Annotated in this window: 10 protein-coding genes; 7 read left to right on the plus strand and 3 right to left on the minus strand. The window is 40.2% G+C overall.

What is annotated here, in order from left to right:
* Positions 1 to 4: 4 nt before the first annotated feature.
* From QZT26_RS03355 to QZT26_RS03370, 4 genes are all read left to right on the plus strand, one after another.
* Positions 5 to 796, plus strand: coding sequence for a molecular chaperone TorD family protein (locus QZT26_RS03355; RefSeq protein ID WP_157820438.1), 792 nt, complete (start codon positions 5 to 7; stop codon positions 794 to 796).
* Positions 796 to 1,764 (plus strand): hypothetical protein, encoded by a 969-nt coding sequence (locus QZT26_RS03360; RefSeq protein WP_295100631.1) that lies wholly within the window; start codon positions 796 to 798, stop codon positions 1,762 to 1,764. Before QZT26_RS03355 ends, QZT26_RS03360 begins: the two co-directional genes overlap by 1 nt.
* 45 nt (positions 1,765 to 1,809) lie before the next feature.
* Positions 1,810 to 5,256 carry a molybdopterin-dependent oxidoreductase gene (locus QZT26_RS03365; protein ID WP_295100634.1) on the plus strand — a complete coding sequence of 1,149 codons (3,447 nt, stop codon included), beginning with the start codon at positions 1,810 to 1,812 and terminating at the stop codon, positions 5,254 to 5,256.
* Between the two features lie 115 nt (positions 5,257 to 5,371).
* A complete protein-coding gene (locus QZT26_RS03370) occupies positions 5,372 to 6,100 on the plus strand; it encodes a carboxypeptidase regulatory-like domain-containing protein (RefSeq protein ID WP_099324706.1) in 729 nt (242 codons plus the stop codon).
* A 116-nt stretch (positions 6,101 to 6,216) separates the two neighbouring features.
* Here the strand turns inward: QZT26_RS03370 and QZT26_RS03375 are convergent, their stop codons facing one another.
* The 3 genes from QZT26_RS03375 to prfB all read right to left on the minus strand — a co-directional run bounded on the left by QZT26_RS03375 (position 6,217) and on the right by prfB (position 9,714).
* Positions 6,217 to 7,239 (minus strand): NAD(P)H-dependent glycerol-3-phosphate dehydrogenase, encoded by a 1,023-nt coding sequence (locus QZT26_RS03375; protein ID WP_099327002.1) that lies wholly within the window; start codon positions 7,237 to 7,239, stop codon positions 6,217 to 6,219.
* A gap of 88 nt (positions 7,240 to 7,327) precedes the next feature.
* A complete protein-coding gene (gene glyA, locus QZT26_RS03380) occupies positions 7,328 to 8,587 on the minus strand; it encodes a serine hydroxymethyltransferase (RefSeq protein ID WP_099324705.1) in 1,260 nt (419 codons plus the stop codon).
* Positions 8,568 to 9,714, minus strand: a protein-coding gene (prfB, locus tag QZT26_RS03385) for a peptide chain release factor 2 (RefSeq protein WP_295100639.1) whose coding sequence is annotated in 2 segments (ribosomal slippage) — positions 8,568 to 9,644 and positions 9,646 to 9,714 — 1,146 coding nt in all. Because the reading frame shifts where the segments join, the coding sequence is not laid out codon by codon here. Before prfB ends, glyA begins: the two co-directional genes overlap by 20 nt.
* A gap of 644 nt (positions 9,715 to 10,358) precedes the next feature.
* Between prfB and rsmD the strand changes: the two genes are divergently transcribed.
* Genes rsmD through QZT26_RS03400 form a run of 3 tightly spaced genes read left to right on the plus strand, consistent with a single transcriptional unit; the run spans position 10,359 to position 12,307 of the window.
* The gene (gene rsmD / locus QZT26_RS03390) at positions 10,359 to 10,955 is read left to right on the plus strand and encodes a 16S rRNA (guanine(966)-N(2))-methyltransferase RsmD (RefSeq protein WP_157820437.1); all 597 of its coding nucleotides are present in this window, start codon (positions 10,359 to 10,361) and stop codon (positions 10,953 to 10,955) included.
* Positions 10,952 to 11,839 (plus strand): 4-(cytidine 5'-diphospho)-2-C-methyl-D-erythritol kinase, encoded by an 888-nt coding sequence (gene ispE / locus QZT26_RS03395; RefSeq protein ID WP_099324702.1) that lies wholly within the window; start codon positions 10,952 to 10,954, stop codon positions 11,837 to 11,839. Before rsmD ends, ispE begins: the two co-directional genes overlap by 4 nt.
* Positions 11,840 to 11,857: 18 nt before the next feature.
* On the plus strand, positions 11,858 to 12,307 hold the full coding sequence (locus QZT26_RS03400) for a SpoVG family protein (RefSeq protein ID WP_099327001.1): 450 nt from the start codon (positions 11,858 to 11,860) through the stop codon (positions 12,305 to 12,307).
* Positions 12,308 to 12,487 lie beyond the last annotated feature (180 nt).

Raw genomic sequence — 12,487 nt, forward strand, 5'->3', positions numbered from 1 at the left:
GGTTGTGAATAATAGTGATCTACAGGAAACTGACCAAGTTGCAGAAGTCGGGAATTTGCTGGCGAGAAGTGCTTTGTATCAGGTATTGTCAACATGCTATCTATTTCCTGAAGAAAAAAAACTTTCCGTTTTAGAGGGCGAGGATTTTAATGAACTTGTGGATAAGATCAAAGGATGTTACACGGAAGGTGATAGTTTGACGGCGATGTTGGAATCTTTAAAAAATGTACAGGAGTTCTATAGTACAGCGGACATAGAAAAATTACAACGGATATATAATCGCATAGTTGGGCATACCATATCGAAGGATTGTCCTCTGTATGAGGGTCAATATGGTGCTGCTCATGTGTTTCAGCAGGTGCAGGATTTAGCGGACATACAAGGGTTTTACCGTGCGTTTGGTCTGGATATTTCTGAAGAAGAAAAAGAACGCTGTGATCATATCAGCGTGGAATTAGAGTTTCTGCAATTTCTTCTTTATAAACAAGCGTATGCAATAGAAAATCATGGAAATGAAGAGGCTGAAATTTGCCTGGATGCTCAGAAAAAATTTTTAAAAGAACATGCAGGTAAATGGATACCTCTTTTTGCCCTTCTTTTCGGGAGAAAATCTATAGACGGTTTTTATTTTGCCATTTCTGAAGTAATGAAGGAGTTTATAAAGTTAGAAATGGACTTGTTGGGCGTTCAGACCGAAACATTCACAGAGTCAGATCTAAATCAGGATGTTGTTGCAGGGGCTCCTGATGAATGTTTATCGTGCGCTTCTTCTGTTGACGAAATGGGAGATAATTGATGATGAAGCTCGAGTTTGACCCAGGTTTGATTGAAGAGGTTGTATTCATGGCGATTAGGGAGAAAGAAGAACAAGGGGATACAAAGCTTTCAGAGGAATATCATCTTCGGGTTGATCCTATATACGAGGATTTTTCTCTTGAAGAACGACCAATACAGTTCAGAAAAGTGGAGTGGGATTTCTTTCACAAGCTAGGATTTGTTGCGCTGGTGGAAAAGGCGCTTGATGAATTTAAAGAGTTAGAGGACTTAATGGCTGGTGCAGTAATAGTGAAAGCAAAAAGCAAGCATGATGAAGGGTCTGACCTTGTAAGTGATTTGAATCGGAAAAATGCAAAAAAAAGGATGAAGGTAAAGCTTTTGGCGGAGCGTTTTCGAGATCACATTTTTCTGGAGAAATTTTTGCGGCACGAAATAATGCACATACTTGATATGTTAAGCGATGCGTTTGGTTATAGAAGTGAGTTTCTGGGGGGAAATCCTATGGAACAGTGCATTGTAACGGAGCGATACAGCACTTTTTGGGATATTTATGTAGATAGCCGCATATTGAAGGATGGCAAAGAGACTATTGGTAGTAGGGAAAGCAGATTTGAAGAATTTTCTGCCCTCTATATGGGGTTCTCTGAAGAGGAAAAAAAGGCGATTTTTGATGTACTCTGGAATGATGAAAACCTCACACACGGAAAGATATTGGAATTGGCAGATGATGTTAATAAAGTTCTGAGATTATCTGATGACAAAATTCCTGAAAATCTAAGACAGAAGAAAAAAATTCTTTTGCCAGGTGCTCTTTGCCCCTTGTGCCAGTTTAGGACATACAAATGGGTCGAAAATCTTGAAGAAGACATAGAAACGGTTCAAGATATAAGGCAGGACTTTTCCAACTGGTCAGCGGAAGATGGAGCTTGTGACCGATGTGTTGAAATGTATAAATCGAGAAAAGCGATTTCTCATCACATTATATAACTTTTGTATTACTATTAAATATTTTTTAGAAAGGAGTAGGAAATTATGAAGCTAACTAGGAGGACTTTCCTACAGGTAGCCGGTGCAACCGGAGCGACCCTTACGCTTGCTAAGAATGCAATGGCGTTCAGGTTGTTAAAGCCTGCAGTCGTGGTAGATAATCCTTTAGATACCTATCCCGACCGAAGATGGGAAAGTGTATACAGAGATCAGTATCAGTATGACCGTACATTTACTTATTGTTGTTCTCCGAATGACACACATGCATGCAGAATACGAGCATTTGTTAGAAACAATGTAATGATGAGGGTTGAACAAAACTATGACCACCAGAATTATAGCGATTTGTATGGAAACAAGGCGACAAGGAACTGGAATCCGAGGATGTGTTTAAAGGGGTACACGTTTCATAGGAGGGTTTACGGTCCATACAGGCTTAGATACCCTTTGATTCGAAAAGGGTGGAAGCGATGGGCGGATGACGGTTTTCCGGAACTGACGCCGGAGAACAAGACGAAGTATATGTTTGACAACAGGGGCAATGATGAATTATTAAGGGCATCTTGGGATGAAGCCTTTACCTATGCGTCAAAGGGCATAATCCATATTACGAAAAAATACAGCGGCCCGGAAGGCGCGCAAAAACTTATTGACCAGGGGTATCCAAAGGAGATGGTTGACAGGATGCAGGGCGCCGGCACACGTACATTCAAAGGACGTGGTGGCATGGGTCTCCTTGGGGTAATTGGAAAATATGGAATGTATCGGTTTAATAATTGCCTTGCCATTGTAGATGCACATAACCGGGGCGTTGGTACTGACCAGGCATTAGGCGGCAGAAACTGGTCGAACTATACATGGCATGGTGACCAGGCTCCAGGCCACCCTTTTTCTCATGGCCTGCAGACTTCGGATGTTGATATGAACGACGTCCGCTTTTCAAAGTTGTTGATCCAAACAGGAAAGAACTTAATAGAAAACAAGATGCCGGAAGCACATTGGGTCACAGAGGTAATGGAAAGGGGTGGAAAGATTGTTGTTATTACCCCTGAGTATAGTCCTTCAGCTCAAAAGGCGGATTACTGGATTCCTATCCGGAACAACACCGATACTGCGCTGTTCCTCGGTATTACAAAAATACTTATTGATAACAAATGGTATGATGCCGATTATGTAAAGAAGTTTACCGACTTCCCGTTGCTGATAAGGACTGATACTTTAAAGAGGGTTTCTCCAAAAGATATTATCCCGAATTACAAATTACAGGATATTTCCGATGGACCGAGTTATCATATTCAAGGTCTGAAGGATGAACAAAGGGAGATAATCGGAGATTTTGTTGTCTGGGATGCAAAATCAAAGGGTCCAAAAGCTATAACACGGGACGATGTTGGTGAGACGTTGGTTAAAAAAGGTATAGATCCTGTTTTGGAAGGTTCGTTTAAGTTGAAAACCATCGATGGAAAAGAAATCGAGGTAATGACGCTGCTCGAAATGTATAAGATACATCTTCGGGATTATGATATTGATTCTGTGGTTAGCATGACTAATTCTCCTAAAGATCTGATCGAAAGGCTGGCGAAAGACATTGCCACGATAAAACCTGTTGCAATCCATTACGGGGAAGGTGTAAATCACTATTTTCATGCAACGTTGATGAACAGGTCTTACTATTTACCGGTAATGTTAACGGGCAATGTTGGATACTTTGGGTCTGGTTCACATACGTGGGCAGGAAATTATAAAGCTGGCAACTTTCAGGCTTCTAAATGGAGTGGCCCAGGGTTTTATGGGTGGGTAGCGGAAGATGTGTTTAAACCAAATTTAGACCCATATGCATCTGCGAAAGATTTAAATATTAAAGGGCGTGCCCTGGATGAAGAAGTTGCCTATTGGAATCACAGTGAAAGGCCTTTGATTGTGAATACTCCAAAATATGGGCGTAAGGTGTTTACCGGAAAAACGCACATGCCTTCGCCAACTAAGGTTCTCTGGTTTACCAACGTAAATCTTATCAATAATGCGAAGCATGTCTATCAAATGTTGAAGAATGTTAATCCAAACATTGAACAGATTATGTCAACCGATATTGAGATAACAGGTTCGATAGAATACGCGGACTTTGCGTTTCCGGCAAATTCATGGGTTGAATTCCAGGAATTTGAAATCACCAATTCCTGTTCAAATCCTTTTATTCAAATATGGGGGAAAACGGGTATCACTCCTGTGTATGAATCAAAAGATGATGTGAAAATACTTGCGGGTATGGCGTCGAAATTGGGTGAATTGCTAAGAGATAAGAGATTTGAAGACAATTGGAAATTTGCCATTGAAGGAAGAGCGAGTGTGTATATCAACAGATTGCTCGATGGTAGCACGACCATGAAGGGATACACATGCGAGGATATATTGAACGGAAAGTATGGAGAACCGGGTGTGGCGATGCTGTTATTCCGGACATATCCGAGACATCCATTCTGGGAACAGGTACACGAGAGCTTGCCATTTTATACCCCAACTGGAAGGCTACAGGCTTATAATGATGAGCCTGAAATTATTGAATATGGAGAAAACTTTATTGTCCATCGCGAAGGACCTGAAGCTACGCCATATTTACCAAATGCGATTGTGAGTACTAATCCTTATATTCGGCCGGATGACTATGGCATCCCGGAAAATGCTGAATACTGGGAGGATAGGACTGTCAGGAATATCAAGAAATCATGGGAAGAGACAAAGAAGACTAAGAATTTCCTGTGGGAAAAAGGGTATCACTTCTACTGCGTGACTCCAAAATCAAGGCATACCGTGCATTCGCAGTGGGCAGTTACGGATTGGAACTTTATCTGGAACAATAACTTCGGAGATCCGTACAGGATGGATAAGAGAATGCCTGGTGTCGGTGAACATCAAATACATATTCATCCTCAGGCCGCAAGAGATTTAGGGATTGAGGACGGAGACTATGTTTATGTTGATGCAAACCCTGCCGACAGACCATATGAAGGATGGAAGCCAAACGATTCTTTTTATAAGGTATCTAGGCTTATGTTGAGGGCGAAGTACAACCCTGCATACCCGTATAATTGTACGATGATGAAACATTCTGCCTGGATTTCTTCCGACAAAACGGTACAAGCGCATGAGACAAGACCGGATGGTAGGGCGTTGTCTCCGAGCGGTTATCAGTCCAGCTTCCGCTACGGTTCACAGCAGAGTATTACAAGAGATTGGTCGATGCCAATGCACCAGTTGGATAGCCTTTTCCATAAGGCTAAAATCGGGATGAAGTTTATTTTTGGTTTCGAAGCGGATAATCATTGTATTAATACCGTGCCAAAGGAAACATTGGTAAAGATCACAAAGGCTGAGAATGGTGGCATGGGAGGAAAAGGTGTTTGGGATCCTGTTAAAACCGGATACACTGCCGGCAATGAGAATGATTTCATGAAGAAGTTTTTGAATGGTGAATTAATAAAGGTTGATGCATAATTTTTTAGATATAAAGCGATAGTGATAACGAGCTAACAAATGTTGACCTAAGTTGATGCATTTGTTAGCTCGTGTAATTTTATGTAAATTTTCAAATGGAGGAAGGCGAAGGCTTATGAAAAGAATTTTAATTTCTGGTATTCTTGCGATGATGTTTGCAGTATCAATGCCAAATGTATTGAAAACTCTCTATGCAGAAGAAAAAGCAGCTTTAAGTGCCGAGGAGGCAGCAGATGCCCTGAAGAAATTGGAAGAAGCGCAACAAAAATTGAAGAGGGTGGTTCAAAATATCCCAAAGATTGAGAACGGTGGTTCTATTACAGGGAAAGTAACATGTAAAAGGGAAAGGACAAATGAGAATGTCGTCGTTTTCCTTGAAAAAGTCGACAATAATGATTTCCCACCACCGACTGAACATGCGGTTGTTGATCAGCTTAACCTAACGTATGTGCCAAGGGTTGTGGCTTTGCAAAAGGGTACAGTAGTGGATTTCCCCAATAGTGATGCGGTTCGCCACAATGTCTTTTCTCCACCGACCGCGGCGTTACAGTTTAATCTGGGTACATACCCAACGGGCGTTATAAAAGAAGTGAAATTTGATGTTTTGGGAGAAACACCACTTCTTTGCAATGTGCACGCGGAAATGGCGGGTTATGTTCTTTCACTGGCAAATCCTTATTTCGCTATGACTGACAAGGAAGGGAATTATACCATCAATAATATTCCTCCCGGAAAATATACGGTGAAGACCTGGCATGAAAAACTCAAAGAATTATCACAAGAGGTCACGGTAGAGACAGGAAAAACTGCTACGATAGATTTCCAATTAGCCAGAAGAAGATAAGCAACTTTATACATCAAAAAAATCCTGGCGGACTGTGCGTATCGCCAGGATTTTTTTGTTAATGGAACGTCTTAAAAATGTTAGGGGGGTTTTTACAAATATTTTAATGCCTTATTTTAATAAATTTCTTCTATCTCTGATTTTGGGGTGCGCAGCATTAGGTTGTTGAGCGCCTCCAATGGTTTTTTCCCAGAGAACAACACGGAATAAATTTCATGGGTAATCGGCATTTCAATACGGTATTTCTTTGAAAGTTCGATAACCGATTTAGTTGTCCACACCCCTTCCGCAATTTGCTTCATATCACGTAATATTTCCTCCAACATCTTTCCTTTGCCGATTTGTTCTCCCACCCATCTGTTTCTTCCATAAGGGCTGATACAGGTAGTTATTAAATCGCCCAGTCCGGAAAGCCCTGAAAAGGTTATTTTTTTTGCACCCATAGCAGTGCCAAGACGGCTTATTTCCGCTAAACCGCGGGTGATTAGCGCCGCTTTTGTAGTGTCTCCCAGACTTAATCCGTCGCATATGCCGGCGGCAATTGCAATCACATTTTTCAGGGCAGCTCCTATTTCTACACCAATTATATCCGTATTCGTATAAACCCTAAACCGATCAGTTGTAAAAAGTTCCTGTACGGTTTGTGCTAAAGATAAATCATTTGAAGATGCAACAATAGTAGTTGGCAAGCCATGGGCAACCTCTTCTGCATGACTAGGTCCCAAAAGCAAAGATACCGGCGGGTCTCCTAGTACATCGCGGATAATTTCGCTTGGCCGCATGAGTGTTTCGTTTTCGATCCCTTTTGTGATACTAATGATGGGAGTTTTATTGACAAATACCTCCTTAAATTTAAGCAGCACTGAACGCAAATAAGGAGTGGGAGTCGCGGATAGAATAAATTGCGTATCCATTAATGTGGCGGTAATTTCAGAAGTAATAGCAATATCCGGTGGGATGATAATGCCTTTTAAATATTTTGTGTTTTCCCTTTTTTCGTTTAAATAATCAGTGTAAGACTTGTCATGTCCCCAAAGACCGATTTTATTGCCTTTATTGTATAATAAAATGGCGAGAGCAGTTCCCCAGCCACCATTTCCAATGACAGTAATATTTTTTGCACTAAAGTTTTGAGTCATTTTTATTTGCATATAAAAACAGGCTGGATTAAATCCAGCCTGTTGCATAAGATAGTTTGTAAATAAAAACTAATGTGTACATTAATCTTTATTTTGTAGACGGGCAAGCACCTGATTCGTGCAATGGATAAGCAGCGCATAAATCTTTTACTATGTTTTTAACATCCCTTTTTGCCTGGTCATTGTGTGGACGGGATAAAATTTTGTCAATGCATTCCGCAATCTTTACCGAATCCTTTTCATCCATTCCTCTGGAAGCAATTGTCGGCGTTCCGATACGAATACCGCTCGGTTCATTTGCGCCTCTTTCATCATAAGGAACAGTGTTTCTGTTCAGTACTATATTAACAGTTTCAAGCAGTATTTGCGCTTCTTTGCCGGTGATATTCTTGTTGCGTAAATCAACGAGAAATAAGTGATTATCCGTACCGCCGGAAACTATGTCGTATCCCTTTTTAACAAATTCATTGGCCATGGCTTGTGCATTTTTAACTGTTTGTTGCTGGCATTTTTTAAATTCTTCAGACATCGCTTCCTTAAAGGCTACTGCCTTTGCAGCGATACTATGCATAAAAGGGCCTCCCTGGATTCCGGGAAACACCATTGCGTCAATCTGTTTTGCATATTTGGATTTGCACAAAATAAGACCTCCTCTAGGCCCGCGTAATGTTTTGTGGGTTGTTGTGGTAACAAAATCGGCAAAAGGAACCGGAGAAGGATGAACGCCTGCCGCAATCAGGCCTGCGATATGCGCGATATCTGCCATAAAATAAGCGCCGACTTCATCTGCAACAGCCCTGAATTTTTTAAAGTCAATAATTCGCGGATAAGCGCTTGCCCCGGCAATAATGAGTTTTGGCTTAAATGCAAGAGCGATGTTGCGCAACTCATCATAATCTATGCAGCCGGTTTCTCTTTTTACACCATAGTGGGATATTTCGTACATCATCCCGGAAAAATTCTTTTTAAAGCCGTGAGTTAAGTGTCCGCCATGTGAGAGATCCATGCCCAGTACCCGGTCTCCCGGCTTTAGTACGGCAAAACATACCGCCATATTTGCCTGCGAACCTGCATTTGGCTGTACATTAGCATGTTCAGCGCCAAATATCTGCTTTGCCCTTTGCACGGCCAAATGCTCTACGGTATCTACATTCGCACATCCTGCATACCATCGTTTGTTAACATATCCCTCAGCATATTTGTTGGTCATGAGAGAGCCTTGTGCTTCTTGTACGGCAAGGCTGCATATATTTTCTGATGCGATTAAATCAATTGTTTCCTGTTGCCTTTTTGCTTCTTCCTGTATGGCATTCCAGACTTCCGGGTCGTCATGTTTTAACGTTGTCATAATTCCTCGTTTTTGTTAATAAATTTGATTTTGCCATTTTCCATTTTAAATAAGCTTCAATAAACCCCTCTATTTCACCATCTAACATTGCCTGTGTATTACCACTTTCCTTGCCAGTTCTTAAATCTTTAACGAGCGAGTACGGTTGTAATACATATGATCGTATCTGGTTTCCCCAGGCGATTTCACCTTTTTCGTCATAGGCTGCAGATAATTCCCTTTCCTTTTCTTTCTCCTTTATTTGATATATCTTTGCTTTTAACATGTTGATTGCTCGTCTTCGGTTTTGATGCTGTGAGCGTTCACTTTGGCATGCTATTACAATTCCGGTAGGCAAATGAGTAATACGAACCGCAGAAGATGTTTTATTTACATGCTGCCCACCCGCCCCTGATGAACGGTATGTATCTACCTGTAATTCATTGTCGTTTATTTCTATTTCCTCTTCCTCTTCTATTTCCGGCAGTACATCAACAGCAGCAAACGAAGTATGTCTTCTGGCATTGGAATCAAATGGAGAAATTCTTACTAAACGGTGTACACCAATTTCAGATTTTAAATGCCCATAAACATATTCGCCTTCGATGAGAACGGTAATTCTTTTTAATCCGGCTTCTTCCCCCGCGAGTGAATCAATGAGAGAGAGTGTGTGACCATTTTTTTCTGCCCAGCGTGAATACATACGAAAAAGCATTGAAACCCAATCACATGATTCTGTTCCTCCGGCCCCGGCGTAAATACTCAGGTAAGCATTGCAATGGTCATGGGCTTCGCCAAGCATTGTATGTAGCTCGAGTTTTTCAAGTTTTTGTGTAAATAATGCAATATCCCCAACTATCTCCGCTGTTGTTCTTTCATCGCTTTCTTCGTCCATAAGGTCAACCAGAAATTCTATCTCTTCGTAAGTTTTTTGTAATTCTTGCAGAGGCAAAACAATTCCTTTGAGAGTTTTTAATTTATTAATAATCTGCTGTGCCTTATCTTTGTTTTCCCAAAATCCCGGAAAAGATAGTTTGTTTTCAAGTTCGGTTAGCTCCTTTTCTTTGCTTACTACATCAAAGAGAGTCCTTTATGTTAATGAGACGTTCACGGAGGTTAGGGAGATCTTTTCTGATATTTTCGGTCATTTTTTTCCTGTTTCTTTGTTTAAAAAGTTATAAGATTCCAAAAAGGGCATTTTTGGTGTGAAATCAACAAAAGAGAGAATTAGTAATTTTAAGAGGTAATCTTGAATATAAAAATCATTATTTAAAAATTCCGGACGAAAATAGAATTTGTTTTATTTGTGAGTTTTATGAAGATATTTTTATCGTGAAATAGTATCGGTAATGTCTGATAAATATCCGATATATAAGCATGAATATTACAAAAAACTATTAAATGTGTCAATACGGAATTTGTATTTGACTTGGGACTAATATATACGTACCATTTGTGCGCTAGAGATTTTTATAAAACAACATGGGTTGCTTGTTCGTATTTGGAAGGAGATATAACAAAATAAATATTTTCCGGAAAGTATTTAAAGAATATTACAATTTTAAGCCATAGTTGAATGCTTAAATTTCTAAAATCAGTTTGTGATTATGGGGGTAAATTTATCAGGGGTTGTATGGTGTTAGCCCGGGGATGGCTGAGGTTTGAAAGCATTAGTTATTTCATATAAAGGTTTTCTAAAAGTGGGCAATGTTGTGAATAAACATAGGGTTTTTGTGCCGTCGTTTGTTTTTTATCAATGTATTAATAACAAGAGAGAGTCTGATACAAAATTGTGCGTGTAATTGCGGGAAGTGCAAAGGGTATTTTGCTTTGTTCTCCTAAGGGGAACAAAACAAGGCCAATACCGGATAATGTGAAAGAATCACTGTTTAACATATTGGCGGAGATCATCCCGGACAGTCGTGTGCTGGATTTATATGCCGGTACGGGGGCTGTTGGAATAGAGGCATTAAGCAGGGGTGCTAAATCATGTTTGTTTGTGGAGAATGGCACGTTTGCAATCCAGTCGATAAAAAAAAACATCAGCGCAACAAAACTGCTTAACAAGTCGGTAACCGTAAGATGTGATGTGCTTAAAACCATCCCCTTTCTGGAGCAGAATACCGACGGGATTGATATTGTTTTTGCCTGTCCGCCATACCCCCTCGCCGACAACAGTTCTTATAGAGAAAAATTGCTGATGCTCTTGTCAATATTATTCGAAAAAGACATTGTGTGTCCGGGAGGAATTGTTGTGTTTCAACATAGAAAGATAACGCTGGAGATACCTCCAGGTGCTTCGTTTTTAAAGTTGTACGATACTAGAAGTTATAGAGAAACACAAATATCTTTTTTCGAAAAAAAAATCACAGTGGGAAACATGTCATGAAGTTTTGGGAAGATCGGGGGAAATTAAAAATTGCAGCACCAGCAAAAATCAATTTGTTCCTTGAGATTTTAGGGAAACGTCCAGATGGATATCATGAAATCGAAACCGTTATGCAAAAGGTGTGTTTATACGATTACCTTTATTTGGAAGATAATGAAGGTTTGGAATTCAGTTGTTCAAATCCAGGACTTGAAACGGGTGAAAATAACCTGATTATTAAAGCGGTGCGATTGTTGCAAAAAGAATCGGGTATTTCCAGAGGGGTAAAGATATTTTTAGAAAAAAATATACCGGTGGGGGCAGGTCTTGGCGGCGGGAGTAGTGACGCTGCAGCCACTTTAATCGGCATAAATAAGATGTGGCGGCTTGGGTATGATAGTGAAAAATTAATGTTGTTTGCAAGCAGGCTTGGTTCCGATGTCCCTTTTTTTATAGGCGAGAATACTGCTGTTTGCAGAGGAAGGGGGGAAATTATTCAGCCATTCCCATCCCGTGTAATATATCATTATGTAATAGTGTATCCGGGCTTTGAGGTAAGTACTGCTACCATATATAAAAATTTCAAAATTGGCTTGACAAAAAATTTGAAAGATGTTAGTTTCACCTTGCGTTTCTTAGAGGCAGACGATGCTACTCTGCTGGGGAAGTATTTGCACAATCGATTAGAAGACGTCGTTTTTAAGCTCTATCCTCAACTTGAAGAAATTAGACAGAAATTTAGAAAATTTGATTTTTGTGGAGTGCTTTTATCTGGAAGTGGTTCTGCAGTATATGGATTATGCAGAAGTGGAAGTGATGCAAATAATATAGGACAAAAATTAAAAACGTTTGGTATTGGTGATGTTTTTGTGGTAGCCAGTGATTTCGAAGGCATAACTAAGTGAACAGGAAAGGGGATGGCCGTGAATATAACTGAAGTTAGGGTGAAGCTGACCGAAGCGAAAAAAAACAGATTACAAGCGTTTTGCAGCATTACGATTGATAACGATTTTGTTGTTAGAGATCTGAAGGTTATCGAGGGGCATAAAGGGGCTTTTGTGGCAATGCCAAGCAGAAAGCTTACAGACCGATGCCCGGGTTGTGGCGGGAAAAACCACCTTATGTCTCAATACTGTAACGATTGTGGTACAAGACTAGATGAAAAGCGGGCATCAAAGGGTGCGGGAAGGTTAAAATTACATGCAGATACCGCACATCCGATAAATTCAAAATGCAGAGAAGAAATACAGGAAAAAGTTCTTGCCGCCTATAAAGAAGAAGTGGAAAGGTCTAAACTGCCAGGTTACAAGCCTCCAAAATATGAAGATATGGATGATTTGGATTCCAGCGATTTTGATAGCGAAGATGTATGAGGTCTGCAAAGTAGTAAAACCTTACGGATAGAAATATAAGAGTTCACAACTCAATATTTTCACATCAATTGACTTCTTGCTGTTCAATTTAAACATACCTCTTTGAACATACCGTAAAGAAATAGAACGCGAAAGTGTGTTTTCTGAAGGTGTTCTTATGTTTGCTTTAAACTTTTGTGT

This window comes from uncultured Candidatus Kuenenia sp. (genome assembly GCF_900696675.1).
In the GTDB taxonomy this organism is placed as follows: Bacteria; Planctomycetota; Brocadiia; order Brocadiales; family Brocadiaceae; genus Kuenenia; species Kuenenia stuttgartiensis_A.

What these genes read in the sequence shown, in the direction of transcription:
- QZT26_RS03375 (WP_099327002.1), bottom strand. Translation starts at nt 7,239, where the DNA reads ATGACTCAAAACTTTAGTGCAAAAAATATTACTGTCATTGGAAATGGT.
- QZT26_RS03360 (WP_295100631.1), top strand. Translation starts at nt 796, where the DNA reads ATGATGAAGCTCGAGTTTGACCCAGGTTTGATTGAAGAGGTTGTATTC.
- QZT26_RS03365 (WP_295100634.1), top strand. Translation starts at nt 1,810, where the DNA reads ATGAAGCTAACTAGGAGGACTTTCCTACAGGTAGCCGGTGCAACCGGA.
- ispE (WP_099324702.1), top strand. Translation starts at nt 10,952, where the DNA reads ATGAAGTTTTGGGAAGATCGGGGGAAATTAAAAATTGCAGCACCAGCA.
- glyA (WP_099324705.1), bottom strand. Translation starts at nt 8,587, where the DNA reads ATGACAACGTTAAAACATGACGACCCGGAAGTCTGGAATGCCATACAG.
- QZT26_RS03370 (WP_099324706.1), top strand. Translation starts at nt 5,372, where the DNA reads ATGAAAAGAATTTTAATTTCTGGTATTCTTGCGATGATGTTTGCAGTA.